At 62.8% G+C, this 23,868-nt stretch carries 28 protein-coding genes and 5 pseudogenes; 14 read left to right on the forward strand and 19 right to left on the reverse strand.

All coding sequences use genetic code 11. From position 1 onward, the window contains the following. Window positions 1-244: 244 nt before the first annotated feature. The 3 genes from AC1DYD_RS10395 to AC1DYD_RS10405 form a co-directional block, all read right to left on the reverse strand. A complete protein-coding gene (locus AC1DYD_RS10395) occupies window positions 245-1,096 on the reverse strand; it encodes a J domain-containing protein (RefSeq protein WP_478172661.1) in 852 nt (283 codons plus the stop codon). A gap of 571 nt (window positions 1,097-1,667) precedes the next feature. Then, window positions 1,668-1,793 carry a hypothetical protein gene (locus AC1DYD_RS10400; protein WP_478172817.1) on the reverse strand — a complete coding sequence of 42 codons (126 nt, stop codon included), beginning with the start codon at window positions 1,791-1,793 and terminating at the stop codon, window positions 1,668-1,670. Next, complete coding sequence (locus AC1DYD_RS10405) at window positions 1,790-2,662, reverse strand: class I SAM-dependent methyltransferase (protein ID WP_478172662.1); 873 nt, start codon at window positions 2,660-2,662, stop codon at window positions 1,790-1,792. Before AC1DYD_RS10405 ends, AC1DYD_RS10400 begins: the two co-directional genes overlap by 4 nt. A 79-nt stretch (window positions 2,663-2,741) precedes the next feature. Between AC1DYD_RS10405 and AC1DYD_RS10410 the strand changes: the two genes are divergently transcribed. The 4 genes from AC1DYD_RS10410 (at window position 2,742) to AC1DYD_RS10425 (ending at window position 7,438) form a co-directional block, all read left to right on the forward strand. Continuing rightward, entirely contained in the window at window positions 2,742-3,179 is a 438-nt protein-coding gene (locus AC1DYD_RS10410; protein WP_478172805.1) for a helix-turn-helix domain-containing protein, read from the forward strand. 76 nt (window positions 3,180-3,255) lie between these two features. Continuing rightward, window positions 3,256-4,032, forward strand: a complete 777-nt coding sequence (locus AC1DYD_RS10415; protein WP_478172663.1) for an NYN domain-containing protein — start codon at window positions 3,256-3,258, stop codon at window positions 4,030-4,032. 218 nt (window positions 4,033-4,250) lie between these two features. Next, window positions 4,251-6,152, forward strand: a complete 1,902-nt coding sequence (locus AC1DYD_RS10420) for an AAA family ATPase (RefSeq protein ID WP_478172664.1) — start codon at window positions 4,251-4,253, stop codon at window positions 6,150-6,152. Continuing rightward, entirely contained in the window at window positions 6,149-7,438 is a 1,290-nt protein-coding gene (locus AC1DYD_RS10425) for an McrC family protein (RefSeq protein ID WP_478172665.1), read from the forward strand. The genes AC1DYD_RS10420 and AC1DYD_RS10425 overlap by 4 nt, the downstream gene beginning before the upstream one ends. Here AC1DYD_RS10425 and AC1DYD_RS10430 read toward each other — a convergent pair. Beyond that, a complete protein-coding gene (locus tag AC1DYD_RS10430; RefSeq protein ID WP_478172666.1) occupies window positions 7,435-8,085 on the reverse strand; it encodes an HNH endonuclease in 651 nt (216 codons plus the stop codon). The genes AC1DYD_RS10425 and AC1DYD_RS10430 overlap by 4 nt on opposite strands. Window positions 8,086-8,243: 158 nt before the next feature. On the opposite strand from AC1DYD_RS10430, the gene AC1DYD_RS10435 reads away from it, so the two are divergent. The 5 genes and pseudogenes from AC1DYD_RS10435 to AC1DYD_RS10455 form a co-directional block, all read left to right on the forward strand. After that, window positions 8,244-8,681 (forward strand): helix-turn-helix domain-containing protein, encoded by a 438-nt coding sequence (locus AC1DYD_RS10435; protein WP_478172667.1) that lies wholly within the window; start codon window positions 8,244-8,246, stop codon window positions 8,679-8,681. 40 nt (window positions 8,682-8,721) lie between these two features. Beyond that, on the forward strand, window positions 8,722-9,798 hold the full coding sequence (locus tag AC1DYD_RS10440) for a PDDEXK nuclease domain-containing protein (protein ID WP_478172668.1): 1,077 nt from the start codon (window positions 8,722-8,724) through the stop codon (window positions 9,796-9,798). A 55-nt stretch (window positions 9,799-9,853) separates the two neighbouring features. Next, a complete protein-coding gene (locus AC1DYD_RS10445; protein ID WP_478172669.1) occupies window positions 9,854-11,014 on the forward strand; it encodes an ATP-binding protein in 1,161 nt (386 codons plus the stop codon). A gap of 285 nt (window positions 11,015-11,299) precedes the next feature. Continuing rightward, window positions 11,300-11,629 (forward strand): hypothetical protein, encoded by a 330-nt coding sequence (locus AC1DYD_RS10450; RefSeq protein ID WP_478172670.1) that lies wholly within the window; start codon window positions 11,300-11,302, stop codon window positions 11,627-11,629. A 241-nt stretch (window positions 11,630-11,870) separates the two neighbouring features. Further along, window positions 11,871-12,089: pseudogene (locus AC1DYD_RS10455) on the forward strand (DUF1016 N-terminal domain-containing protein); the annotation flags it as partial. Between the two features lie 263 nt (window positions 12,090-12,352). Here the strand turns inward: AC1DYD_RS10455 and AC1DYD_RS10460 are convergent. Next, window positions 12,353-12,529 (reverse strand): hypothetical protein, encoded by a 177-nt coding sequence (locus AC1DYD_RS10460; protein WP_478172671.1) that lies wholly within the window; start codon window positions 12,527-12,529, stop codon window positions 12,353-12,355. A 98-nt stretch (window positions 12,530-12,627) separates the two neighbouring features. Then, entirely contained in the window at window positions 12,628-12,822 is a 195-nt protein-coding gene (locus AC1DYD_RS10465; protein WP_478172672.1) for a hypothetical protein, read from the reverse strand. Window positions 12,823-12,992: 170 nt separating this feature from the next. Here AC1DYD_RS10465 and AC1DYD_RS10470 point away from each other — a divergent pair, with 170 nt between their 5' ends. Beyond that, window positions 12,993-13,409 carry a helix-turn-helix domain-containing protein gene (locus AC1DYD_RS10470; RefSeq protein WP_478172673.1) on the forward strand — a complete coding sequence of 139 codons (417 nt, stop codon included), beginning with the start codon at window positions 12,993-12,995 and terminating at the stop codon, window positions 13,407-13,409. A gap of 70 nt (window positions 13,410-13,479) precedes the next feature. Here the strand turns inward: AC1DYD_RS10470 and AC1DYD_RS10475 are convergent, their stop codons facing one another. The 6 genes and pseudogenes from AC1DYD_RS10475 to AC1DYD_RS10500 form a co-directional block, all read right to left on the reverse strand. Beyond that, window positions 13,480-14,553: a nucleotidyl transferase AbiEii/AbiGii toxin family protein gene (locus AC1DYD_RS10475; protein WP_478172674.1), complete on the reverse strand. Its 1,074-nt coding sequence runs from the start codon at window positions 14,551-14,553 to the stop codon at window positions 13,480-13,482. Further along, a complete protein-coding gene (locus AC1DYD_RS10480; protein ID WP_478172675.1) occupies window positions 14,550-15,269 on the reverse strand; it encodes a DUF6088 family protein in 720 nt (239 codons plus the stop codon). The genes AC1DYD_RS10475 and AC1DYD_RS10480 overlap by 4 nt, the downstream gene beginning before the upstream one ends. Before the next feature lie 129 nt (window positions 15,270-15,398). Next, window positions 15,399-15,503, reverse strand: a pseudogene (locus AC1DYD_RS10485) (class I SAM-dependent methyltransferase); the annotation flags it as partial. 72 nt (window positions 15,504-15,575) lie between these two features. After that, the gene (locus AC1DYD_RS10490; RefSeq protein ID WP_478172676.1) at window positions 15,576-15,770 is read right to left on the reverse strand and encodes a Fic family protein; all 195 of its coding nucleotides are present in this window, start codon (window positions 15,768-15,770) and stop codon (window positions 15,576-15,578) included. Further along, on the reverse strand, window positions 15,767-16,150 hold the full coding sequence (locus AC1DYD_RS10495) for an ATP-binding protein (RefSeq protein WP_478172677.1): 384 nt from the start codon (window positions 16,148-16,150) through the stop codon (window positions 15,767-15,769). Before AC1DYD_RS10495 ends, AC1DYD_RS10490 begins: the two co-directional genes overlap by 4 nt. 286 nt (window positions 16,151-16,436) lie before the next feature. Further along, a complete protein-coding gene (locus tag AC1DYD_RS10500; RefSeq protein WP_478172678.1) occupies window positions 16,437-16,763 on the reverse strand; it encodes an NIPSNAP family protein in 327 nt (108 codons plus the stop codon). A 263-nt stretch (window positions 16,764-17,026) separates the two neighbouring features. On the opposite strand from AC1DYD_RS10500, the pseudogene AC1DYD_RS10505 reads away from it, so the two are divergent. Both AC1DYD_RS10505 and AC1DYD_RS10510 read left to right on the forward strand, forming a co-directional pair. After that, window positions 17,027-17,152, forward strand: a pseudogene (locus AC1DYD_RS10505) (transposase domain-containing protein); the annotation flags it as partial. Window positions 17,153-17,260: 108 nt separating this feature from the next. Further along, window positions 17,261-17,509: a hypothetical protein gene (locus AC1DYD_RS10510; RefSeq protein WP_478172679.1), complete on the forward strand. Its 249-nt coding sequence runs from the start codon at window positions 17,261-17,263 to the stop codon at window positions 17,507-17,509. A 96-nt stretch (window positions 17,510-17,605) separates the two neighbouring features. Here the strand turns inward: AC1DYD_RS10510 and AC1DYD_RS10515 are convergent, their stop codons facing one another. The 6 genes and pseudogenes from AC1DYD_RS10515 to AC1DYD_RS10540 form a co-directional block, all read right to left on the reverse strand. Then, a complete protein-coding gene (locus AC1DYD_RS10515; RefSeq protein ID WP_478172680.1) occupies window positions 17,606-17,818 on the reverse strand; it encodes a hypothetical protein in 213 nt (70 codons plus the stop codon). 52 nt (window positions 17,819-17,870) lie between these two features. After that, window positions 17,871-18,746 carry a hypothetical protein gene (locus AC1DYD_RS10520; RefSeq protein WP_478172681.1) on the reverse strand — a complete coding sequence of 292 codons (876 nt, stop codon included), beginning with the start codon at window positions 18,744-18,746 and terminating at the stop codon, window positions 17,871-17,873. 84 nt (window positions 18,747-18,830) lie between these two features. Continuing rightward, complete coding sequence (locus tag AC1DYD_RS10525) at window positions 18,831-20,162, reverse strand: HipA domain-containing protein (protein ID WP_478172682.1); 1,332 nt, start codon at window positions 20,160-20,162, stop codon at window positions 18,831-18,833. After that, window positions 20,162-20,461 carry a helix-turn-helix domain-containing protein gene (locus tag AC1DYD_RS10530; RefSeq protein WP_478172683.1) on the reverse strand — a complete coding sequence of 100 codons (300 nt, stop codon included), beginning with the start codon at window positions 20,459-20,461 and terminating at the stop codon, window positions 20,162-20,164. Before AC1DYD_RS10530 ends, AC1DYD_RS10525 begins: the two co-directional genes overlap by 1 nt. A 121-nt stretch (window positions 20,462-20,582) precedes the next feature. After that, window positions 20,583-20,657: pseudogene (locus tag AC1DYD_RS10535) on the reverse strand (DUF4113 domain-containing protein); the annotation flags it as partial. 64 nt (window positions 20,658-20,721) lie between these two features. After that, window positions 20,722-21,609, reverse strand: coding sequence for a class I SAM-dependent methyltransferase (locus AC1DYD_RS10540; RefSeq protein WP_478172684.1), 888 nt, complete (start codon window positions 21,607-21,609; stop codon window positions 20,722-20,724). An 81-nt stretch (window positions 21,610-21,690) separates the two neighbouring features. Here AC1DYD_RS10540 and AC1DYD_RS10545 point away from each other — a divergent pair. Further along, window positions 21,691-22,092: pseudogene (locus tag AC1DYD_RS10545) on the forward strand (helix-turn-helix domain-containing protein); the annotation flags it as partial. A gap of 238 nt (window positions 22,093-22,330) precedes the next feature. Here the strand turns inward: AC1DYD_RS10545 and AC1DYD_RS10550 are convergent. Further along, window positions 22,331-23,149: a hypothetical protein gene (locus tag AC1DYD_RS10550; protein ID WP_478172685.1), complete on the reverse strand. Its 819-nt coding sequence runs from the start codon at window positions 23,147-23,149 to the stop codon at window positions 22,331-22,333. Between the two features lie 420 nt (window positions 23,150-23,569). Between AC1DYD_RS10550 and AC1DYD_RS10555 the strand changes: the two genes are divergently transcribed. Then, window positions 23,570-23,770, forward strand: a complete 201-nt coding sequence (locus tag AC1DYD_RS10555; protein WP_478158526.1) for a hypothetical protein — start codon at window positions 23,570-23,572, stop codon at window positions 23,768-23,770. Window positions 23,771-23,868: the final 98 nt, after the last annotated feature.

Consider the following 23,868-nt stretch of genomic DNA (forward strand, 5'->3'; position numbering starts at 1 on the left):
AGGCGGTGGTCAACGCGAAGCGTTGTCCACCGCCGTTTGTCCCGAGTAGTTTTTTATTTATCTGTTGCCAGGCGCGCAGCGCGCGTGGCAGAGCGCGACAAAATCGAAAGCCAGCTACACGAACTGGCAGTGGCAACCCGCCACCGGACGTGGTCAACCCCGATCAGCCCTGTCTTGAATCCTTCGACTTCGGGACATCGCTGCGGACAAGGAAAGGCCGCAGGCGAACCGCAACCAGGTAAGTTCAGTCTCGAGTCGGTTTGCCCTTGACCTCCGCATACGCCGCATTGATCTCCTGCATTCGGCGAGTGGCAAGATCCCTCAGGAGTTGATTCATGTCGCCAAGTTTGTCAGGGTGGTAGGCCGAGCTAAGTGCCCGGAGTTGACCCTTCGGCTCTGCCATCGCGGAAGTCAACAGTGGTGCAAGCACTTCATCTGGTTCAACGGCCATTCGATGCGAATGGATCTCTGTTTTTGGAATCAGTTTGTCCCACTGAAGCTTGTGTTTATATCCCGGCGCCTTGACCTTTACGCGCAGGCGATGAGGAATTGAAAATTGCGTCGCGACAATAACGCCATTGGTTGCCCGCCACCGTAACTGTCGCGCAATTGCATCGTAGGCCAAATCTGTGCTGCCAATCTTGCATTTTATAAAATACTTCGTGAGGGCATCCGCAAGACTTATGACTTCATTGGCGTTGGAGCGGATACCTCGACTCCGAAGTACGCTATCGATTGACAGCGCCTCGATGGCGGTTTCAGTGTAGTTGATGAAAATAGACGCCTCGCGCCACGTTGAAAGCAGTACTGCTTGCTGCAAAAGGGAGCGGTCCGTTCGCCAATCAACCTTCGCTTGAAAGAGGAGCGACTTTGTTTCTTTTCGACCGAACGAATCAAGCGAAAGCTCAATAATCCCATCGGCTCCAATGAAGCGCTCATTAGCATCCTTTCCTCGGCCTCGAAATTTGTTGTATTCGATTGACCACTTCCAAGGCCCATCGATCTCAGAATTCGACACCTCAACGATATGCACGCCCGTTCGCAAGCACCCTCCTAAGTGCCCGGTCATCGTGTCCTCCTCTTCGTTTGCGGACATGAAGCCTGCGACCGCTCTTGGGATCGAAGTTTCAATGTGCTCCGTGATTGATTTCAGGACTTCTTCTGGTATGTAGAGGCGACGGGGCATGTCTGGTGGTAGCAACTAATGGTTAATTGATCTTGCTACAGTCACTATATATCATTTTGACCGAGATCAATGAGATGAAATTCGCGCACGCCATGGCGAACTGCTTTTAGCTGCGCTTACATCCCCATGATCGGAGCGTTACTTTGGTTGGCAAATATTCGTGGCACCGTGCTCGAGAAAGTCCCGATCATTGAGTGTGCGCCTCTCGCTCGGAGCCACGCATCAGCGCTCAAAATGATTTTTCGACACCAACATGCGGATATATCTTGGGGAAGCAGGATTGAGTCTGTCCCTAGTTCCGCGAGCGCATAAATTCGAGATCCGTCATGGCGGATATGGAGGGTATTTCGTCACGTCGACCTAATTTCAGGCGCGCGTTCGCCGCAGCGTGGTTGGAGCCCGTGCTTGTGCAGCAGGCTCCTGCACTATTGCCGCGGAGTCAAAGCATCCAGCTGCACATGTCCCCTGCAACGCTTGCGTCTCAGTCTCCTGTCCGCAATTGCCTCGTGCTCGAGATCGGCACCAGCGGAGTATCGGGCGGGTTGCTATTGACGAAGTGGTTCGTGTAGAAGTGATGCAGCGCCTTGTAGCCCACGCCGCCGATCATGGTCGGGATTCCGACGCAGACACCGCCCGAGCACCAACCATCCAACACGCCGCCGTAAACCGGACTTCATCCCCATACACATAGGGATCGAAGGCGGTGCGGACCGTTTCGATGATCCGCGCGCGAGTCCACTCGTCCGCCTCTTGAAGGACCAGGCCGACCGGACCCAGCCGCGTCAGATAGCCGACCAGCTCTTTCTCGGGCAGGGTGCAGGCCACGTCGATCGGCCGAGTATCGATCTCGCCCCAGCCGCCCTCCTCCAGGATGGCGCGGACCCGATGCCGGTCGGCGAAGGCGAACTGCCCCGGCGCGTCCGGCCGTCGAGCGGGGAGGTTCGGCAGCAGCGGTGCCGCGGCGCGCTCGGCGGTCGTCATGAACGGATTTTCCGCGGCACTCCGCCAGGCGACGAAGCGCAACTCGGCGCCATCCCTTGCGGCACGCCGCAGGTTCGCAAAGGCCCTGGCAGGGTCGTCGAAGAACATGACGCCGAAGCGCGAAATGATCAGGTCGAAGCTCGCAGGCTCGAACGCATGGGTCTGCGCGTCAGCGCGGATGAAGCTGGCCGGCGTGTCTATTTCCCGTTCGGCGCGGGCCCGGGCGGCGGCGATCATCGGCTCCGAAATGTCGATGCCGATGCAGTGGCCCTCGGCGCCGAGCTGCCGCGCCACGGCGAGCGTCGTGCTGCCCGTGCCGCAGCCGACGTCGAGCACCCGCTGCCCGGCCCCGGCGCGGACCGCTTCGACGAGCCGGTCTTCGAAGGGCTTGAGCATCTGGTCGAGCACCTGCTGTGCGTCGACCCAGGCGCGTCCGGCGCGGCCGTTCCAAAGCGCGGTCTGCTCGTTGTCGGTCTGTGGCGTGATGGCATCCATGGTCGTCTTCCTTTTTTCGCTTGCCCTCGAGAGGCGGAAGCTAGACTGTGCAACTTCAAGTCGACTTGAGGTCAAGAGGGTGAGACATCTGGACATCGCCGAGGTGGCGCAGCAATCCGGCGTTCCGGCATCCACGCTGCGCTTCTATGACGAAAAGGGGCTGATCGCCTCCACCGGCAGGCGCGGGCTGCGCCGCCTGTTCGATGCCGGCGTGATCGAACGGCTGGCGCTGATCGCGCTGGGGCGCGCCGCCGGCTTCTCGCTCGACGAGATCGCGGGCATGTTCGCGCCCGAGGGGCAGCCGCGCATCGATCGCCAGATGCTCGCGGCCAAGGCGGAGGAACTCGACAGGACGATCCGCAAACTGAGCGCCATGCGCGACGGCCTGCGGCACGCCGCCGCCTGCCCGGCGCCTAGCCATATGGAATGCCCTACCTTTCGGCGCATCGTGCGGGCTGCGGGGGCTGGGGGGGTGGGGGTGGGGAGGAAGAGGATTCCGAAGGCATCCAGGGATTAGGTCCAGGACGTCTACGGCTTGGGAAGCTCCCGTTCTGCCATATCATCCTCAGGCCATATGGCAGGAGAAGTATTCAATGGGGCAAACTGACCCGGTCGCCAACTCCAGGGTGGCAGTTCTTGTGGACTGCGACAACACAACGCCAGAGATCCTTGAGTTCGCACTTCGGGTCGTCGCCCAGTTCGGCCGCGTAGTGCTGCGCCGCGGCTATGGCAATCACAGCACCCTCGCCAACAAATGGCAAGATGCACTGGTCCGTCTGGCCTTCACGCCGTGCCTCCAGTACCAATACGCCGCGGGCAAGAACACCTCGGACATTGCCCTCGCGCTCGACGCGTTCGAGGCCTTATTCGACAAACGCGCAGAAACCTTCTGTCTCGTAACCAGTGATTCCGACTTCGCCTACCTGTGTCGCAAGCTTCGTGAGCGCGGCACTACTGTTCATATTGTCGGCGAGGCCAAGACACCCGAAGCGCTGCGCAATGCCAGCGATCAGTTCTTCGAGTGGACGCCGTCTGAGGTCGCGCTATCCGCAAATACTTCGGTACAGCCCGCAAAGGTCGCCTCAACGGTAATACCGAAGTTGCGACCAAAGACCGTCGTGAACGCGGTGAAGCTAATGGCAGCCGAGTCACCCGATGGGCGTGTGCATGTGGGCAGCCTCGGCTCGTACCTGCGCCGGACCGATCCGGCTTTCTCTCCGCAGACCTATGGCCATTCGGGCTTGGTCAGCATGCTCAAGACCTACGATCTGCTCGGCCTTCGCCAGGAAGCGGGCGGCCACTGGACCGTTGCGCTCGCTGCACCCAAGGCGCCAGTTGAAGCGAGCGCCGAAATCGACACAGCTCGCTAGCTAGATTTGAATGCCGTTCGTCCCGAGCGAGTTCGATCAGCGCGTGGCACCCATGAGGAAGCAGCAACCATGAGCAATCCCACGACTAGCCTCGTGGGCGCGCCAACGCCGGCCCCAGTTCCTATGCGGTGGTCAACGACGGATCCCGTCTCAACTGAGCTTCTCCGAGCATCGCCAATCGGCTCCGACTTCGACGACAGAGATTCTCTATTTTTCGCATGAACGATTCCCGAACGCTACAACCGCTGAACCAGATCCTCTATGGTCCGCCCGGAACCGGCAAGACGTTCTCAACGATCGACGCAGCCCTTGCCATCTTGGACCCGGCCTACCTGGAGCAGCACAGCGAGGACCGTCGTGCTCTGAAGACGCGCTTCGACGTATTGGTCCAGGAGCATCGGGTTCGTTTCACCACCTTCCACCAAAGCTTCAGCTACGAGGACTTCATCGAGGGGTTAAGAGCAACAACCACGGAGGAATCGGGGCAGATTCGCTACGACGTTGTCGATGGGATCTTCAAGTCGCTCTGCGACGCTGCTGCAGCCAAAGTGTCGCGTCCGACGGAGGCCGCTTCCGGACAAGTTCAATCGATCGACGTGCACGGCCGTCGCATCTGGAAGATGTCGCTAGGCAACACCCAGGGTAGCGACGCCTCGATCTACGACGAGTGCATTCAAAACGGCTACGCCTTGCTGGGTTGGGGCGGAAGCGTGGATTTCGCCGGCTGCACCTCGCGCGAAGATGTGTTGAAGCGATTCCAGCTACGTGGCCTGAAGGTCGACGCGCCCCGAAACGACTACGAGGTCAAGGCGGTAGATTGGTTCGTCACACGCATGAAGCTGGGCGACCTGATAGTCATCAGCGACGGCAACTTTAAGTTTCGAGCGATCGGCGAAGTGGCGGGTGACTACCAGTTCCAGCCGCACGGCGAATTTGTCGGCGACTTTTCTCAGAAGCGATCTGTCAGATGGTTGCGCACGTATGAGCCATCGTTGCCCCATGACGAACTGATGAAGAACCAGTTCAGCCAGATGACGCTCTATGAACTTCGGAAAGACTCCATTGATCTAGACAAATTGCAGCGACTGCTAAGCAGCGGTCCAACCACATCAACCAGCGGCGTTCTACAAACTGGCCCACTGGGCGGTTATGACGTGACGAAAGTGACCTCTGAACTGGTTGAACTGACCAAGCCGAACGGCAACCGTCTGGCGTTCGCAATGAACATGCTTGCGACATTGGCGGATGGCGTTCGAGCCGGGCAGATCAGTATCGAGGACATTCGCAGCAAGCAAGCCGTCGACAAACTTCCGGGCAAAGGATTGGAACCTTACCTGGTCAACGGCTACAGCAACATCCTGGCACCGTTGGTTGAGCAACTATCCAGTCGAGCTGCCGCGGAGTCGCCCATCGACATCCAGGACGACCTCAACGATGCGCGTGTACTCATCATCGATGAGATCAACCGAGGCAACATCTCGCGCATCTTCGGCGAGTTGATCACGCTGATCGAACCCTCCAAGCGGGCCGGCGCCGACGAGCAGCTGGAAGTGGTCCTCCCCTATTCCAAGAGACCGTTCAGCGTTCCCGAGAATGTGTACATCATCGGTACGATGAATACTGCCGACAGATCGTTGACGAGCATGGACGTGGCGCTTCGACGACGATTCGTGTTCACGGAGATGCCCCCCCGCCCCGATCTGCTGGCGGGTATGACAGTCGACGGCATACCCATCGATCGCCTGCTCGAGGTACTCAATCAGCGCATCGAGGCGCTGCTGGATCGTGACCACTGCCTGGGTCATGCCTACTTCATGCCGTTGCGCGATACGCCGACGTTGTCCAAGCTTGGCGAAATCTTTCGCAACCAGGCGCTGCCGTTGCTGCAGGAGTACTTCTTTGACGACTGGCAGCGAATTCAATGGGTGCTGAATGACCATCGCAAGGCCGCGGATTTCCAGTTCATCACTGGTGGATCAATGGATGCGAGCGACCTGTTCGGCCCCGACGTGAACGTGGTGCGCAACCCTCAGGCCTGGACGGTCAACAACGGTGCCTTTCGAAGGAAGGATAGTTACCTGGGCGTGATCGATGTCCGTGGCGCGACGGCAGGCGAATGAAACCGAAGCGGATCAGTGTCCGTGAACACGCCTGGCTATGCACCGAGCCCGTCAACGCGTCACTAGACTGCGCTCAAGTGACGGAGTCGGCCTTCGATCATCTGTGCCGTTTGAGCGATACCTTCTCGCGCGGCGGTGCGCGTCTGGCACTGGTAGAAGGCCGGCGGCGCTTGAAGATAGAAAACTTCGTTGGAGTCGTGCAAACGCCCTGCGGCACGGTCGTAGAAATCGTCCCCAAACACCATGCCGAGGGCGGTAGCCTTACAGAGGCGCGCGCCTTGCTTCGCAAACTCTTGCTGGCCCATTTGGACCTCCCTGCGCGCGACGTGGGCGCAGCGTCGCTCCAGTTGTTTGACGCGCCACTGTCTGAGTGGGTGTTGCGTCAGTTTCTTCAGGCGCTGGACGCGCTGGTCACCCGCGGCTTGCGTTTCGAATACCAGCAGGTTCAAGACGAGTTGCCGTTCTTGCGGGGGCGGCTGGACTTGAACTTGCAACTGCGCCAACGGCCAGGGTGTGGCCACCGTTTCCATGTGCGTCATGACGTTTATCTACCTGATCGGCCTGAAAACCGACTGTTGAAGCTAGCGCTAGAGCGAGTGCGAACAAGCACTCAGGATCCCGAAAACTGGCGCCTGGCTCAAGAACTGAGCCTCCGCCTTGTCGAAATTCCTGTCAGCAAGCAGGTCGATCGGGACTTTCGTTCCTGGGGAACCAATCGCCTCCTTGCGCACTATCGGCAGGTCAAACCTTGGTGCGAGTTGATCCTGAACCAGCACATGCCCTTGGCGTTGGCCGGTGACTACGAGGGAATGAGCCTGCTCTTCCCGATGGAAAAGCTCTTCGAGCGTTTCGTGGCCCGCTGGCTACGCCGCACCCTGGTGCAAGGCATCGACATGCGGACGCCAGCCCGAAGCCTATCCTTGTGCGAACACCAGCAGCGGCCGATCTTTCAATTGGAACCCGACATCTATATCGTTGACGGCAGCCGACGTTGGGTGCTGGACACGAAGTGGAAATTGCTCGACGCGGGCAATCGCAAAGACAAGTACGGCCTGAGCCAAGGGGACTTCTACCAGCTCTTCGCCTACGGCCAGAAGTACCTCAACGGATCGGGATCTCTAGCTTTGATCTATCCGCGAACAAAGGCCTTTTCAGCGGCGCTCGACCGCTTCGACTTCGGCGGAGGCCTCAGCCTGGAAGTTCTGCCCTTCGACCTGGATCGCGAAGAGCTTCTCGGGATGGACCGGTTGGGTCTGCCAGAACGAGCGGTGCGACTCGCCGCCTAGGCATCTATGTCGCGGCGAATCCGAGGCGTCACTTCGATGAAACGCTCTAGCCCATCCCACCACTCGGAGCTTACGGGCTCGCGCAGGCGAGGATCCGACAGGCCTACCTCCTCAAGCGTGTAGTGCCATCGGCAATAGTTGCAGCCGGCACAAGCGATGATCATGTTGTCGGTGTCGTTCAGCCCCCCACGCGCATGCGGCACGATGTGGTCGTACTGTAACCACAGCGCCTGGAACGCTGCATGCTGTGTCTTGTTCGAGTCCCCCCAGGGGAGTGCCTTCGGGTAGGCCTTGGCCATCTTCGCTCGCACCTCCGCTCGGATCAGCGGAATGCCACAAACTCTGCAATGAAAGCCGTCGCGTTCGACCAAAGCACGCTTCTCCAAGATGGACGGCATGCGAGTTTCGGCTCGCTGTGACCTCGGGATGTGAGGCGGGGCGCCAGCGACTGCCCTAAACTTTACGTAGGGACTTTTCTTGCCCCACAGCGACTCGATCCACTCGCGAAGGATCGGCGTATTGGTCGCATGAATGCGGTCCGCCGCGGCCGCCGCGTCACCCCGGAGATGCGCCGTCACGGCGGCATCGAGTGCATGTGCGGCTTGATTGAGTTCGGGGATTGGTTCGCGAAAGTAGAGACGGAGCACGATCTTGCCCTTTCAGGGAGCCAACGAACGGTATAGGCAGATTCGGCAGCGCCGTCATTTTTAATCATCCGGAGCATGCTGCGGCGTGCATGTGAGCCGCTCAAGCCCTTGGCGGGTCCGCAACCGTTCTTACGCGAACCAATTGTCCTGTCAAGAGGATGAGACATCTGGACATCGCCGAGGTGGCGCAGCAATCCGGCGTTCCGGCATCCACGCTGCGCTTCTATGACGAAAAGGGGCTGATCGCCTCCACCGGAAGGCGCGGGCTGCGCCGCCTGTTCGATCCCGGCGTGGTGGAGCGACTGGCGCTGATCGCGCTGGGGCGCGCCGCCGGCTTCTCGCTCGATGAGATCGCGCGCATGTTCGCGCCCGAGGGGCAGCCGCGCATCGACCGCCAGATGCTCGCGGCCAAGGCGGAGGAACTCGACCGGACGATCCGCAAGCTGAGCGCCATGCGCGACGGCCTGCGGCACGCCGCCGCCTGCCCGGCGCCTAGCCATATGGAATGCCCTACCTTCCGGCGCATCGTGCGGGCTGCGGGGGCTGGGGGTGTGGGGGTGGGGAGGAAGAGGGTTGCGAAGGCGCCGGGGGATTAGTTCGCGTGGGCGTGGCGCGACTGTTGTAGGCTGCCATGCCATGACCGAGCGCACTGCCTCCCTCACCCAGCCGCCAGCCGGTTACGCCGATTGGCTGGCCGAGCTCAAGATCCGCATCCACAGCGCCCAGCAGCGCGCGGCGCTGGCCGTCAATCGCGAGCTGGTGTGGCTGTATTGGCAGATCGGCCGCGACATCCTGGAGCGGCAGGCACGTGAGGGCTGGGGCGCCAAGGTGATCGACCGCTTGGCGCGCGACCTGAAGGACGCGTTTCCGGACATGCGCGGCTGGTCGTCCAGCAACCTGAAGTACATGCGGTTTTTTGCCCAGCATTGCCCTGACGGCCAATTTGGTCAGCAGCCCGCTGACCAATTGCCGTGGTTCCACATCGTCACCCTGCTGACCCAGCTGGATGCGACACCAGATCGCGCCTGGTACGCCGAACAGACGGTGCAGCAAGGCTGGTCGCGCAGCACGCTGGCGCTGAATATCAAAAACCGCCTGCACCTGCGCCAGGGCACGGCGGTCACCAACTTTCAGGCTCGCCTGCCGGCGCCTGATTCGGCACTGGCGCACGACACGCTCAAAGACCCTTACCTGTTCGACTTTCTGGGCCTGGGTGATGACGCGCATGAGCGCGAGATCGAAAACGGTCTGATCCGCCACATCACGCGCTTCCTGCTGGAACTCGGTGCGGGCTTTGCGTTCGTCGGGCGGCAGTTCCGCCTGGAGGTGGCGGGCGACGAGTTCTTCATCGACCTGCTCTTCTATCACACGCGCCTGAAATGCTATGTAGTGGTGGAACTCAAGGCCACGGCCTTCAAACCCGAACATGCGGGCCAGCTCAACTTCTACCTTTCGGCCGTCGACGCGCAAATCAAGGCCCCCGACGACAAGCCCACCATCGGCCTGCTGCTGTGCAAGCAACAAAACCGTCTGGTCGCCGAATACGCGCTGTCAGGCATCGACAAGCCGATCGGCGTGGCCGAGTATCAGTTGCTGCGCGATCTGCCCGATGCGCTGGAACACAGCCTGCCTAGCATCGCCGCGATCGAAGCGGAGCTGGCCAACGATTTGGGCACGCTCGGTGCCCTCGACGACTCCGACGCACAGCCATGACTGAAGACCAGCTCGAACAGGAAACTTTGCGGATGGCCAGCCCGAATGCGTTGCGATGCTGCCGCATGGCCGCTCCAGTCGGGCGTCCAGCTTCGGGCTGATGGATGCGTCGGCGCAGGTGGTGGCGGGCGCCACCCCGGCCGACCTCGACCCGCTGGAGCGCGAGCGCTTGCGCCAGAGCGTGCAGCAATATGGTGGCGATCGCGTGCTGCTGGAACTGGATGACGAGGCGCTCGATGGCGCGCTGGGTCTCACGGCCCGCCAAGTGGACGGCAGCCGCTTGCCCACGCTCGCCGGCCTGCTGCTGGTCGGGCGCGAGCAGGCGCTGCGCGATCTGGTGCCCACGCACGAGTTCGCCTTTCAGGTGCTGGCGCGCGAGGCGGTCGGCTTCAACGAATTCCGCCGCTTCCCGCTGCTCAAGGCCCTGGACTGGCTGGAGACCAACTTCCGGCCCTACAACCCGGAGCGCGAGATCCAGGTCAGCCTGTTCCGCGTGCCGGTGCCCAAGGTGGACATGGGCGCGTTTCGCGAGGCGGTGGCCAATGCGTTGGTCCATCGCGACTATCACCGCCTGGGTGCGGTGCATGTTCGGCTGGACGACGAGGGCCTGACCATCAGCAACCCCGGCGGGCTGGTGGACGGCGTGACGCTGGCCAATCTGCTGACGACCGAGCCGCGACCGCGCAACCGTGCGCTGGCCGACGCAATGAAGCGCGTTGGGATCGTCGAGCGTTCGGGGCGCGGCGTGGACACGATCTACCGCGGCATGCTGCGCTTCGGCCGGCCGGAGCCCGACTACCGGCGCACCGATGTGCACAACGTGGTGCTGCAACTGGCCACCGTCGAGGCGGACTCATCCTTCTTGCGGCTGGTGATCGAGGAAGAGAGCCGCCGCGGCACTGCCCTGCCCATCGACAGCCTGATCACCCTGGCCGCCTTGCGGGAGCTGAAGCGCCTGCGCACCGACGAACTGGCCCTGCACATCCAGCGCGATGTCACGCAGGCCAAACGCACGCTGGAGTCGCTGGTGGAGGCCGGCCTGGTGCAGGCGCACGGCGCGGCGCGCGGTCGCAGCTACACACTCAGTCCGGGGTTTACCAGGCTCTGGGCGACAAGGCCGGCTATACCCGTCAAGCCGGGTTCACCAGCCTGCAGCATGCGCAACTGGTGCTCAATTACGTGCGGCAGCATGGGCAGATTCGGCGGGCAGACGTGATGGAACTGTGCCGATTGAGCGCGCCGCAGGCCCGTGACCTGCTACAGCGCCTGCGAATTGCCGGGCAGCTTGAGAAGCATGGAGAACGGCGTGGCTCGTACTATGTGCCGGGGCCGACTGTCCTGGGTGACTGAAAGACTCATTTACTCCCGACACGCGATGGACAGCTTCTAGACGAAAGGAATTCAGGGCGGTACCCTGCCAAGGCGAGCCCAAGTAGAAGGCGTTCGCAGTGTGGCGAAATTGAACATGTCTGAATCCCCTCGGCGAAACAGGAGACACATCATGAGCATTCATCTGATACGCGCCAAGTACAGCCCAGAAGCATTCAAGGGAATGCTCGCCAAGCCGGAAGATCGCACGGCGGCCGTCAAGGCGTTCTATGAGGCAGCCGGCGTGAAATTGCTGCACTTGTGGTACTCACCCATGTCGGGCGAAATAATTGCGATCACAGAGGGAACGCTTACTCAGGGCATCCCACTTGGGATCGTGTCGATGGCTGCCGGCACGGTCACTGAAGGCAGCTCGCTTGAACTAGTGACGATGGAACAGCTAGCCGAGGGGATGAAGGCTGCCGGAGCATTGGCCGCCAAGTTCCGCCCACCCGGCAAGTAGTAGTCACGGCCGTAACGTCGATGGCCAGGCGATCCCCTGGCTTGACGACGAACGCCTCTCCCAAGCTCTCGGCGCCGTCACCCGCATCGGCGCCCACCGGCTGATGGAAGCCAACCGGGCCGCCACCGTCGATGAGATTGCGCTCATGTTCGCGCCGGAGGGGCGGCCGCGCATCGACCGCTGCGCCACCTGAGAGGACGTCGCCGGCAATAGCCTGTCGGATCGTCGCGTCTTGGCGCGGCAGATCGGCCGCGAAATCCTGGAGCCGCAGGCGCGCGAGGGCTGGGGTGCCAAGGTGATCGAGCAACCGGCGCACGATCTGCGCACGGCCTTTCCGGACATGAAGGGTTTTTCGCGCGCCAACCTGATGTACATGCGGGCCTTTGCCGAGGCCTGGCCGAATGAGGAAGCTGTCCAACAGCTTGTTGGACATCTGCCCTTGGGCCACAACCTGGTGCTGCGTCAAGGAGTACATTGGTCGCGCGTTGGCTCGATGCTCGTGCTGGCCGGCCACGCGAGAAGGAGGTCCATATGACGCTTTGCCCGATTGCAATAGCCGTCGGCTGCAAGAAATGCCCGGCATTCTCGATCTGTCCCTTGAAAGGCGTGATCGGCGACTTCAAGAAGCCGGAGGACGTTGCGCCGAAACCGCCGGACACGTCTGCCAGCGCTCGTCGAGACAAGTAGTTGCGCGCGATCAGGATGGCGGCGCTGCGCAGGCGCCTAACTCGCCTCGCGGTCGATATCGCTACACAGCACCTTGTCAAGGACGGGCAGCTTCCCATCGATCAGCCGCGTTCGAACCGCTTGCACTGCTGCTTTGTGCACCACCTCCGGCAGGGTGCGTCCGTGCAGATAGTCGGTGACCAAGGCTTCGGCGGCTTCAAGAAACAGGGCCATGGCGTATCTCCCCAGCCCCCTGGGGGGCTATAGACCTCAGCGGAGAGCGCCTGGCTGGCCAGGCCTGCCAGGTCCCCCGACGGGGCCGGCGTTCGTGATCAATCGGCGTCTTCCGGTGCAAACGCCAGTTCAAGCTCTTCGAGGGCCTGGCGGGCGAGGCGCAGCGCTTCCACGACCTGTTCGGGCGTCGCTGGCGGCATATGCGCGGCCGCGTGCAGTGCGTTCTTGAGTCGCTCGCAAGCAGCCTCCCACACCAGGATCCCGCGCTGCCGCGCCATGTTCAGTTCCGTCATCCGACGTTCCAATCCCGGCAAGGCCGAGAGCGAACAGTGTGCGCGTTCCAGGGGCGTTCGTCGCTCGGCGCGCGATGCGGCCCCACTTGCACGTCAGGCACAGGCGGCGAGGCGCGCAAGGGCCTGTGCATCTTGCAGGATGCCTCTCAGTCGTCAACGCTTTCCCAGAAGTGGCGAGCGGGCAATCCGGCGTTCCCGCATCGACGCTGCGGTTCTATGACGAAAAGGGCCTGATCGCCTCCACCGGCAGGCGCGGGCTGCGCCGCCTGTTCGATCCCGGTGTGCTGGAGCGGCTGGCGCTGATCGCGCTGGGGCGCGCCGCCGGCTTCTCGCTCGACGAGATCGCGCGCATGTTCGCGCCCGAGGGGCAGCCGCGCATCGACCGCCAGATGCTCGCGGCCAAGGCGGAGGAACTCGACCGGACGATCCGCAAACTGAGCGCCATGCGCGACGGCCTGCGGCACGCCGCCGCCTGCCCGGCGCCTAGCCATATGGAATGCCCTACCTTTCGGCGCATCGTGGGGGCTGCGGGGGCTGGGGGTCTGGGGGTGGGGAGGAAGAGGGTTGCGAAGGCGCCGGGACAATAGTTCGCGTCCGCGTGACGCCACCGTTGTGGGCTGCCATGCCATGACCGATCGCCCCGCAGCGCGCCACGGCCTATCCGATCAAGCGGCCCCCACTTTGCGTGAGTCCGGCCGCGTTGATGGCCTCCTGCAAGGCAGCAACGCTGGCCAGCACCGTGTCCAGGGGCGGGATGTCGCCGAAGATCATTCCGGACATGGCTGCGTAATCCCGCCCGAGTGCCTCGTGCATGGCGCCGTCAGGGGTCAGCGTGAACGTACCGGCAGCCGCCGTGTCCAGCCCCAGGTCCGGGCTGCCGAAGAACAGCCTGGCATGTGTGGCGCAATCGGAGGCAAGCCCGTGATCGGCTTGCCAGGCTTGCGCTCCGCCGGCTTGCGCGAGTCGATGAATGTCGTAGTAGTGACGCGATACCCGCTGGCCTTCGTGCCGCAGTTCATTGCGGCGGTCGTACCACTGGCGCAGACCGTGGAGGATGATGACCTTGTCCCAGAACGTTCGTTCCGGCTGCACCGTCGTGACATTGCGGACTGCGAGGTCCAGATCGGGTAGATCGGCCGTCACGTAGGGCGTCACCGTTGCGGCGGTGTGCGGGTCCAGCGCGGACTTGGCGCCAGCCTCGATCTTGACGGCGGCGCGAATGTAATTGCCCTCGGCGGCGGTCACAGCGGGATACCAGAACAGCAGGGTTTGACCGTCCTTGTCATCGGGGTCTGCCTCCAGCCGGAAGCGTCCTGCGGGAATCGCAGCGGCCGCGACTTCGGTGAACTGCGCGGTCAACGGTCCCGCGACGTAGCTTTGGCATGCATCGCGGATGGCGTCGAGGCGGGCGCGTCGTCTTTTTCCGCTGAGCCCATCCAGGTCTGCCGCTTCGACGCCCTGACCCAGGTCATCGCGGAAGACCGTGATGTCGATGTCCTCGGAGAACCGGGAAATGAGCCCGAAGGCCTTCGAGAGGGACGTGCCGCCCTTGAACAGCAGGCGCGGACCACCGCCGGGCAGGCCGTTGAACAAGGCGTCCAGGGTCCAGCAGACCCAGAAGTCCTTCTCGACGTTCTGGACAGCGGTGCCAAGGCGCGCCGCCGCGCCGAGGAAAAGATCTCGCCGCTCGGCATCTGCGGCCGCGATCACGGTCTGGAAGTCGGCGTTCAAGCCCCCTCCCTGATCGCGCTCTTCGAGCGGGGACGTTTCGCACTTGCGCTGGCCTTGGGTCGTTTGAGCACTGAGGCTTTCGCGGTTTGGGGATCGCATCCCGGCAGTTCACGAACGAGACTTTGCATCCAGGTCGGCAACATACTGAGGCCTTCCAGCAGGTCTTTGCGGACGGCATCGCCATGAGCCGGGTCTTCCAGCAGCTTGCTCAGTTTGCTCAGAATTCGCTGCCGATCCGTGGCCAAGGTGTCCTTCAACCAATACAAAGCCTGCACGACACGCATGGCCGGCCGGCCGGCCCAGTACAGACGGCTGGGGGCTGTCTGCTTGAAGTCGATGACCAGGTTGTCGAGCTTGACGGCCCGGCGCCGGGCGTCTGTGTGAATCGTGACCCGGGCAGGCACCGCGTCGGTCAGGCCGAGGTCGTTCGCGGCCGTCATGCCGTCGACGAGCAAGCGAAGTTGATCCCGGCGCGCGATGGCGTCCACCACGGCGCGATAGTCCGGACTCGTGGGCCGTTGGGTGAGCCGGTTGATGGTCGGTCTGTCGTACAGGCCCCTGTCGATGCGCCTCAGTTCGCCGTCGCGGACCATGCGCTGCAGCGTCTTGTCGATGGCGTCGCGGTTGCCGAAAGCAGCGAAGTCCGTCGGCACCCAGACGCGGCTGGCTCCGTCGGCTATGACAAGCGATAGGACAGCGGATTTGAGGTCGGACATGGTTGTCCGATATTTGTATACGTTTTTCGGACATTATGCAATGGGATTGTCCGAAACATGCCGCCTCTTACGGACAACCAAACCTGCTCATCAAGCTTCATTTGTCCGAAATTTGTGGATATTTTTCGGACGCGCGTTGGCGCGGACGAAGCGGGCCGGCGTGCCTTCGCGTTCGGCGCGGGCCCGGACGGCGGCGATCATCGGCTCCGAAATGTCGATGCCGATGCAGTGGCCCTTTGTGAAGGCGAGGCGCGCGACATTGGGAAAGGCCTCGAACAGGTTCTCGCCTCGCTCATGCCCGCGTCCTCACAGGCGTTCCTTGACCCGCTGGCCAGCCGCGGTGAGACGGTAGCGCTGCTTGCTGCTGCGCGGTGCCTCCGGAAGCGTCATTTCCAGCACGCCGCTGGCCAGCGCCGGCAACAAATAGGCCTTTCGGAAATGCTCGACATTCGCCAGCCTCAGCAGGCGCTGAAGTTCCTGGCATGACAGCTCACCATTCATGGCCGCGACGACCCGGCGTACTTCCGTGGTGACTTCCCTGGCCGCGCGCGCGCCTGCGTGCACCGGCAGCCGGATGACGAAAGCCGCTCGATCAACGTCGGTCTCAAACAGGGGGGAGGCGAACCGTTGCCCGCCATCTCCTTCAGGATCTTCGGGATGCCCGTAGCTCGCCCCTCGGTCAGGTCCAGCTCCTTCAGGAATTCACCGATGCGGCCGTTGCGGCAGCGGCGGCTCACAGCACGCCGGGCGCGCAGGTCGCTCATGCTGATGGATCGGTCGGGGCCTGGGTAGCTCACCACCACAAGTTCGTCGGGGCTCACGCGCACCTCGATCGGCTCCCGCTCTGCTGGTGTGGCCGGTCGCCATATCAGCGTGGACATCTTCCGAAGCTCGACCCGAATAGAGCTCAGGTCACCAAGCGCAGCAAGGTGCGCGGGGGCGCACGGCTGGCGCCGACTGACCCTCAAGGTTGGTGCAGTCGACCATGGCACTACCTGAATAAGCTGTGTCGCAAGAGCGAATGAATCCCGCCACGCTCCGCTCAAGAAGCTTGAGCCAACGCGTTGGTGGTGCGCAGCCCCGGTCGTTAGCGCTGTAGGCCAGACTGAAGCGGCATTGGGCGTTGATACCGCGTCCCAGCCAACTGTGTCGTCCGCGCGGAAGAGACTATTTCGCAGGTGAGAAAGAGGTTGGCGCCAAGAACGAGCTGTCCATATTCGCAACAATCGGTCCGGCTGCCTCGCTCGCCTTTCTGACCTCGACCCATTCGGGATCGACGACAAACTTGCCCCACTTGACCTCACGATCGGCCAGGCTCTCCCAGACAAGCATGTAGGTAAGCGCGTTGCTGTCAGGTCCGACTGCAGTCGTCCAATATCCGAGTTGACGAATTCCCAGTCGGTTCCAGATGCCCACGGTGTGATCGCGAAATCTGGCAAGAACGTCGGGTAGCCGGCCAGGCATTGCGGTATAGACGCGTAGCTCGTAGATCATCGACATCAGTCCTGAAAAGATTGTTGCGAGTTGACGGGGTGGCGGGCGTGACCGCCAGGCTCACATTGTGCCTGCCAGCGGTCCGTCCGCCGTCAAAGGAGATGATCTGCCCATACGAAAAGTCGCTCTCGGGGCCGGCAAAAACAAGACCGGACTGAACCAGTTGCCGTCCGGGCGCCACGATCATGCTCCGTGATCGACACGACGAACTCCGCCAGCTCGACGCGCCGCAACTGCGCGAGATAGTTCGTTCGTTAATGGGCAGGCTCAACGGGCACGATCCGTCTGCCTACTTGAAGGACGTGCTCGAGCGCTTGCTCACGCAGCCCGCCGGCCGCGTCCAGGAGTTGCTGCCGCATCGCTGGCAGCCAACCATCATCGCAGGCTGAACAAGCTCGCCGTCGTCAAGACGGGTTCACCGGACGCTTATCCCGCTCTTCATATGAGCGGTGGTACACCGCGTTCACCACCGCCTCTTCCACAGCCGCATAGGGGAAATGCTAGCCACGCTGGTGAGCATGCCGGCGGCCCTCGCGACGCAGCGCCAGATCGTCCGCGGCGCATCCGTCAGCGTCGCGCTCAAGAAGGCATCGGCCCAGGTGGCGGGCAAGGTCGTCTCCCAGGATTGCGACGACACGCGCTGCGTATTGGTGATCGGCCTGTCCAGCCTGCCGGCCCCGATGCTGGCGGCGGACGCCTTCGACGATGCCGACGTCTCGCTCGCGGCGTCGGCCAAAGCGCCCTGAATCGCGGGGACTCCTCCCCGTCTCCCTTGGGAGTTGCGTCCTTCGAGCGCATGGAGCGCGGCGCGCCGCGGTGGGTAGCCGCAGCGCTCGCTATGCTCAGATGAGCTCGACCGGCCCGATGCCGTTGTAGACGGTCTCGCCGGTCTTCACCTCCGTCACTGTCCAGCGCGCTCCAGGCTCCCCGGGAGTGACCTTGTACGCGCCCGGCTCGAGCGCCAGCTCAGCCTCTTCATGCACGCCAGAGCCCAACCATGAGGGCATGCGCAGGATCGAGGACGTGCGGGCGAAAAGTTCGTGAGTTTCGGACATCCTGGGATGGTACCGACCTGGCGGACCTCGAACGGCAACAGCGCCGTGGGCGTCAGGCTATCGAGGTTGAGTGCTCGCTGCGATCAAGGCTCCGGTACCAGGTGATGCCCTGCTGCTCTCCAGTTCCCTTTTCCTTGCGGATGTGGAACTGGCCTGACCGCTTCAGGAGGTCTCGCCAGCTCTGGCAGAAGTACTTCCGTGGCCGGTGCTCGGGGTGGGAGGCCCGTATCGCCTCAAGCGCGGTGTCCAGCCGGGTCATCTCCCCTGGAGCCGTGGTCTCCTCCTGCCGACGAAGCAGCAGGACAGCCGTGCAGTTCGGCCAGTCGACCGTGCCGTCCGGCAAGATGCCGTGGAGAAATTCGTCGAAGTGAGCGCTCTGCACGAAGGCCGCGAAGTGCTGCTGGGCCTCCATCGCCGTCTTGGCCCATTGGTGGATTTCCTCATAGGAGGACTGAGCTGTGGCAAGGCCCTCTTCGAGCACGGCGATGGCGCGTTCGCATCCGGCCTGCGAGAGGAGGTCGTGGTCCTCAAGGAAGTGGTGGACGATTCGATTGCGCAGCGTTTTGAACGCCTCGAGCCTCGCCTTCGTTTGCTCCAGCTCATCCGCGGGCATTTCGAGGGCGAATCGCGTGCGGAAGACCGGCCTGTCCGACACGACCTGTGGCTCATCCTCGTCGTCCGTTGTCGGCTTGCCCAGCTCCCGAAGGTACGAGCGGTTGATTTCGTCGAAGAGGTAGCCCATCGGCTTGGATGCGAACATCTCCTTGCGCCGTTGCTGATTGACCGGTGCCGTCTCGACCGTCCCGAAAGCGACGCTGCCGATCACCAAAGCCTTCAGCAGCATCTCGTATCGCTGCACACGAAGCATGAAGCGTCCAAGCCTCTGATGGACTGTCGTCTGTAGTTCTTGCAGTTCAGTCTCGTTCATCCTCGCTCCGGGGTCTGCCGCGCGCATTCTGCCCTATGGCAGTGCTGCAAAAAGCGGCTGCTCCAAGTCTTGCGACGTCGACGACTACAAGTTGCCTGCAGCGAATTTCGGGATGTCGCGCGCCATCGCCAACAAGGCCTGCGCTCGGGTCGCCACGAACTGAGCAAGGCCCTGCACGAAAGCGACTTCCTCTCCCATGTACGCGGGGTCCGCCGCCTGCGCCGGCGCCTCTTGAAGTGCGAACTCACAGAGTCGCGTCAGCTCGCGTGCGAAGTACCTGCGTTCAATGCCCAAGCGCGCGCAGAAGTCTGCAAGCGCGAACGAGCGCACTGCTTCCAGCTCGAACTCATCCCCGAATGCCATCGCCAGGTCGTGATGGAACGCCGCGTACTGCGCGACGCTCACCAGGTCATACAGCGGCGTCGGGGTGAGCCCTGTGCGGTTGACGAAGAACGAGATGTTCTTGCCGTGCGAATCGCTGTTGCCGAAGAGCAGGGTCGTGACCGCCCAAAGGACCAGGCGCTGCATCCCCAGCGCTGGTTCGACGAACCCGGGCCTGAGCGTGCCGAGCTTTTCGAAACTGGCTCCGTCGCGAATGTGCCGCACCTCCGGTTGATCCCCCACGTTACGCTCGTACTTTGCACTCACCGACAAATCCAGCGCCTGGCACCCATCAATGATGTGCAACCGCTCGACACCGTCCGGCGTCCTGCGGCGGTCGAATCGCTCGATGCTCAAGACCGGCGACGGTACCCGCAGGATGCTCACGTGCGCGGCACCAGGCGCCTTCCAGCGCTGCATGCTGATGCGATTGGCCAGCTGCATGCAGAAATGCTCGTTGGCCACCATGAACCTCGCTTCCTCGCGCGCAGGCTCTGGCTTGAGGATGTGCGTAGACGACAGCACCCCGTCGACCAGGAACAGTTGGTCTTCTTCGATGGCCACCAGAAGCTTGTCCTGGTGCCCCGCGATGGACATGCGCACTTTGCCGTCCCACCGGTTGAAGGGTTCGTTCGCGCGGTTGTCGATCCGTGCCTGCAGCTCTTCGAACGGCAGGTGCCGGCGCAGTGGCTCCTGCTCAGCCGGCACTTGGCCGGCAGCGACAAAGCTCAGCGCGCCAGCAGTCTCATGTCCGAGGTGGCGAAGAAGCCCGAAGACGTTGTTGCGCGCCACGCGAGCATCGTTGGCCGCCACAACCAGTGCCTCGCCTTCAGGGAGCAGGTTCTCCAGGAAACGGCGGATGGCCTGCGGCGCCGCGCCGCCCTCCAAGGGCAGATGTGGCGAGAGTGGGTACCGGCTTGGCAACGCCAGCCAGGCAGCGTCGTAGTCAAACTGGAAGGCATCCTGAGCCTGGTCATAGCCCAACGTGCCGACGCGCACGGCTCCCGCGTACACGCCCAGGATGTACCCGTCCATCACCGACCCTCGCTCGCAGAGAGGCCAAGCACTGCTTCGAGGGCAGGAATGTCGGTCTTGGGCACGACGAGCATGCGCAGGCCCAGACTCTCCAGCACCAGCATGAGCTTGTCCGCGGTCACCGGCTTGCCGTTCTCCAAACGCGAAAGCAGGTCACTGGAGACTCCGCTGAGGGAAGCAGCGTCGTCGATGCGCATGCGCGACTGGGCGCGTCGATTTCGCACGAGTTTGCCGAGTTGCTCGAGGGATGCAGCGGCTGGACTCAGGTTCTGCTGGAATTCAGGAAGTGTGCGGGCCATATTGTTTCGGGTTTACCGAAACTATAAACCGAAAGCTGAAAATCCACTATTAGTTTCGACATTACGGAACAACGTCTCCTACGCGTCGCTGAAGGCATTTGTTTCGGTATGCCGGAACAATTTACGCTCGAACGGTGGGCATCTCAGCCCACACAGTCGTGTAGTTGGGCGTTCGCCGCTCCTGCTTCATTTCCCAGTCGCGCTGCGGCTTGGCTTATAGGCAGCGCGCGCTCATTGCGTGGATTCCGGATGCCGCGTCGTCACCTGGCGGTATCCCGAACCGGCGCGACTGGCGCAGACGACGCTCGAGCACAGACCATCCAGCAGGCCGCCGTAAACCGGACTTGCGCCCCATGCATATAGGGATCGAATGCGGCGCGGACCGTTTCGATGATCCGCGTGCGAGTCCGCTCGTCCGCTTCTTGCAGGACCAGGCTGACGGGACCGAGCCGGGTCAGGTAGCCGACCAACGCTTTCTCGGGCAGGGTGCAGGCCACATCGATCGGCCGAATATCGATCTCAGCCCACCCGCTCTCCTCCAGGATGGCGCGGACCCGGCGCCGGTCGGCAAAGGCGAACTGCCCCGGCGCGTCCGGCCGGCGGGCTGGGAGGTTCGGCAGCAGCGGTGCCGCGGCGCGCTCGGCCGTCGTCATGAACGGATTTTCCGCGGCACTCCGCCAGGCGATGAAGCGCAGCTCGGCGCCATCCCTTGCGGCACGCCGCAGGTTCGCAAAGGCCCTGGCAGGGTCGTCGAAGAACATGACGCCGAAGCGCGAAATGATTAGGTCGAAGCTCGCAGGCTCGAACGCATGGGTCTGCGCGTCAGCGCGGATGAAGCGGGCCGGCGTGTCTATTTCCCGTTCGGCGCGGGCCCGGGCGGCGGCGATCATCGGCTCCGAAATGTCGATGCCGATGCAGCGGCCCTCGGCGCCGAGCTGGCGCGCCGCGGCGAGCGTCGTGCTGCCCGTGCCGCAGCCGACGTCGAGCACCCGCTGCCCGGCCCCGGCGCGGACCGCTTCGGCCAGCCGGTCTTCGAAGGGCTTGAGCATCTGGTCGAGCACCTGCTGTGCGTCGACCCAGGCGCGTCCGGCGCGGCCGTTCCAAAGCGCGGTCTGCTCGTTGTCGGTCTGTGGCGTGATGGCATCCATGGTCGTCTTCCTTTTTTTTTGCTTGCCCTCGAGAGGCGGAAGCTAGACTGTGCAACTTCAAGTCGACTTGAGGTCAAGAGGGTGAGACATCTGGACATCGCCGAGGTGGCGCAGCAATCCGGCGTTCCGGCATCGACGCTGCGCTTCTATGACGAAAAGGGGCTGATCGCCTCCACCGGCAGGCGCGGGCTGCGCCGCCTGTTCGATCCCGGCGTGCTGGAGCGGCTGGCGCTGATCGCGCTGGGGCGCGCCGCCGGCTTCTCGCTCGACGAGATCGCGCGCATGTTCGCGCCCGAGGGGCAGCCGCGCATCGACCGCCAGATGCTCGCGGCCAAGGCGGACGAGCTCGACCGGACGATCCGCAAGCTGAGCACCATGCGCGACGGCCTGCGGCACGCCGCCGCCTGCGCGGCGCCTAGCCATATGGAATGCCCCACCTTTCGGCGCATCGTGCGGGCTGCGGGGGCTGGGGGGGGTGGGGGTGGGGAGGAAGAGGGTTCCGAATGCCTCCGGGGATTAGTTCCAGGCGTGTTGTCCAGTGAAGTCGCTCGTCCGTCAAGATCGAGCAGGCCGGGCAGGAGCGCGCCGAGTACGGCAAGGCGCTGATTGACACCCTGGCCGCCGACCTCGGCCTGCGCCACGGCAAGGGCCACGAAGCTGACGTTCAACCCGCTCGTGCACCAGCACCTTCCTGCGGTCCGCGCCGTCGCCAGGCACGGGACTATTGCCGAGCGTGCTTCTGCATATACGCGACGATTGAACTCATCTCCTGTTCAGTCGGCGTGTTGATGCTCTGCCAGCGGCTGTCCATGTGGATGTGCATGCGCTGGGTCACGCTGGACCACTCCTTGGCGGTATGCAGTGAGGGCGCCGGTGCTGCGTGGCACTGAACGCAATAGGTTGAGACCAGCTTGGCGCCCGCGGACTTGGCGTCCGGTAGCGGGCTCGAACCTGGCGGCGGGCCGCTACCCATCATCCCCCCACCCATCATGCCGCCGCCCCACATCCATCCCCTGCCGCGCATGGTCTGCATGCCCTGATACATCTCACGCCATTGCTCTTGCATGAGGCGTTGGCGCTCCTGCGGGTCGGTGGTCTGCGCAATCTTGTTCATCTGCTCTTGCATCCGCTGCGTGTAGTCGCGCATCTGCTGGCTGTATTGGTCGGGCGTTACGCCCTGGGGCGCGGGCCACGATGCACCTCCCCCCATCATTCCGGGTCCCATCGTCGACCATGGATGTCCCATCATCCACGGATACCCCATCCCCCACCGGTCGTGCATCTGTCCCATGTAGGTTTGCATGCTCTGCCAGTGTTGCTGCATCAGCTGCTGGCGGGCGGCCGCGTCGGGCGCGGCCTTGAGCTGTTCCAACTGCTTTTGCAACGTCTCGACTTGCTGCTGCAGTTCGCGCACTTGCGCGTCGGTCGGCGCAGACGTTGCGGTTGGAGCCTGCGCCGGCGCCTGGACGAAAACTGCCGCTCCTGCGCTCATGAGGCCAGTGAGCAATGCGGCAAGTGCCGCTCTTCGCAACATCGTCATGGCAGTCGCTCCCTGATGGTCAGCTTGACGGCGTCGTCAAGGGGAAGGCAGAGCGTCGTCCCGCCCGCGCCTGACATCTGGCCGTCTCGGTCATCCGAACTGGCGGCCGCTGAGCTGAAGATACGCCGCGATATGCGCCGGGAACTGATGCAGGTCAAGGAAGGGCCTTGTCTGGAATGGATTGGCTGCCGACCATTCCAATGGTTGGGAGGGCACCCCTTTCGAACGGATGGCGCTCGTATCCGTGGCGCCAGGGTCCGAAGTCTCCTGCGCTCGGGCAAGGGATTCCCAGTCACTAATTCTCAGCGGCGAGTGAACGCCTCTCCCTACTCCGATTCGAACTTCCTGGCAAGAGACATTCTAAGGTGGCGCGCTGGATAGACGCGCGACGATACTGGCCGCCCGCTGAAGGAGAGTGCGATGGCCAACAAGAAAGTTCAGCTCAACGACGAACAGTGGAGTGCTCTCCAAGCTCTCGAGAAGGCCAATGCCCGGCGGTATCCGACCGACTCAATCAAAGTCTCGAATCGCCTAAGGTCAAACGGATTTGTGGAAATGGACCGCCAAGGCGGCAAGCTCCTGACAGACCAAGGGCTGCACCGGTTGCAGCAAGGACGCTAAGCGATTTAGTCGTCTTTGTAGGCGACTACGTCCTCTCAATGCGTGGTTTGCCGGTGTCGGCACGGTGCGGCGACGGGTCGAAGTCAAGCGGGGCTCAG

The organism is Variovorax sp. P4_B11 (assembly GCF_056402355.1).

What these genes read in the sequence shown, in the direction of transcription:
- AC1DYD_RS10395 (WP_478172661.1), bottom strand. Translation starts at nt 1,096, where the DNA reads ATGTCCGCAAACGAAGAGGAGGACACGATGACCGGGCACTTAGGAGGG.
- AC1DYD_RS10400 (WP_478172817.1), bottom strand. Translation starts at nt 1,793, where the DNA reads ATGATCGGCGGCGTGGGCTACAAGGCGCTGCATCACTTCTACACGAAC.
- AC1DYD_RS10405 (WP_478172662.1), bottom strand. Translation starts at nt 2,662, where the DNA reads ATGGATGCCATCACGCCACAGACCGACAACGAGCAGACCGCGCTTTGG.
- AC1DYD_RS10415 (WP_478172663.1), top strand. Translation starts at nt 3,256, where the DNA reads ATGGGGCAAACTGACCCGGTCGCCAACTCCAGGGTGGCAGTTCTTGTG.
- AC1DYD_RS10420 (WP_478172664.1), top strand. Translation starts at nt 4,251, where the DNA reads ATGAACGATTCCCGAACGCTACAACCGCTGAACCAGATCCTCTATGGT.
- AC1DYD_RS10425 (WP_478172665.1), top strand. Translation starts at nt 6,149, where the DNA reads ATGAAACCGAAGCGGATCAGTGTCCGTGAACACGCCTGGCTATGCACC.
- AC1DYD_RS10435 (WP_478172667.1), top strand. Translation starts at nt 8,244, where the DNA reads ATGAGACATCTGGACATCGCCGAGGTGGCGCAGCAATCCGGCGTTCCG.
- AC1DYD_RS10440 (WP_478172668.1), top strand. Translation starts at nt 8,722, where the DNA reads ATGACCGAGCGCACTGCCTCCCTCACCCAGCCGCCAGCCGGTTACGCC.
- AC1DYD_RS10445 (WP_478172669.1), top strand. Translation starts at nt 9,854, where the DNA reads ATGCTGCCGCATGGCCGCTCCAGTCGGGCGTCCAGCTTCGGGCTGATG.
- AC1DYD_RS10450 (WP_478172670.1), top strand. Translation starts at nt 11,300, where the DNA reads ATGAGCATTCATCTGATACGCGCCAAGTACAGCCCAGAAGCATTCAAG.
- AC1DYD_RS10460 (WP_478172671.1), bottom strand. Translation starts at nt 12,529, where the DNA reads ATGGCCCTGTTTCTTGAAGCCGCCGAAGCCTTGGTCACCGACTATCTG.
- AC1DYD_RS10465 (WP_478172672.1), bottom strand. Translation starts at nt 12,822, where the DNA reads ATGACGGAACTGAACATGGCGCGGCAGCGCGGGATCCTGGTGTGGGAG.
- AC1DYD_RS10480 (WP_478172675.1), bottom strand. Translation starts at nt 15,269, where the DNA reads ATGTCCGACCTCAAATCCGCTGTCCTATCGCTTGTCATAGCCGACGGA.
- AC1DYD_RS10490 (WP_478172676.1), bottom strand. Translation starts at nt 15,770, where the DNA reads ATGAATGGTGAGCTGTCATGCCAGGAACTTCAGCGCCTGCTGAGGCTG.
- AC1DYD_RS10495 (WP_478172677.1), bottom strand. Translation starts at nt 16,150, where the DNA reads ATGTCCACGCTGATATGGCGACCGGCCACACCAGCAGAGCGGGAGCCG.
- AC1DYD_RS10500 (WP_478172678.1), bottom strand. Translation starts at nt 16,763, where the DNA reads ATGATCTACGAGCTACGCGTCTATACCGCAATGCCTGGCCGGCTACCC.
- AC1DYD_RS10510 (WP_478172679.1), top strand. Translation starts at nt 17,261, where the DNA reads ATGCTAGCCACGCTGGTGAGCATGCCGGCGGCCCTCGCGACGCAGCGC.
- AC1DYD_RS10515 (WP_478172680.1), bottom strand. Translation starts at nt 17,818, where the DNA reads ATGTCCGAAACTCACGAACTTTTCGCCCGCACGTCCTCGATCCTGCGC.
- AC1DYD_RS10520 (WP_478172681.1), bottom strand. Translation starts at nt 18,746, where the DNA reads ATGAACGAGACTGAACTGCAAGAACTACAGACGACAGTCCATCAGAGG.
- AC1DYD_RS10525 (WP_478172682.1), bottom strand. Translation starts at nt 20,162, where the DNA reads ATGGACGGGTACATCCTGGGCGTGTACGCGGGAGCCGTGCGCGTCGGC.
- AC1DYD_RS10530 (WP_478172683.1), bottom strand. Translation starts at nt 20,461, where the DNA reads ATGGCCCGCACACTTCCTGAATTCCAGCAGAACCTGAGTCCAGCCGCT.
- AC1DYD_RS10540 (WP_478172684.1), bottom strand. Translation starts at nt 21,609, where the DNA reads ATGGATGCCATCACGCCACAGACCGACAACGAGCAGACCGCGCTTTGG.
- AC1DYD_RS10550 (WP_478172685.1), bottom strand. Translation starts at nt 23,149, where the DNA reads ATGACGATGTTGCGAAGAGCGGCACTTGCCGCATTGCTCACTGGCCTC.
- AC1DYD_RS10555 (WP_478158526.1), top strand. Translation starts at nt 23,570, where the DNA reads ATGGCCAACAAGAAAGTTCAGCTCAACGACGAACAGTGGAGTGCTCTC.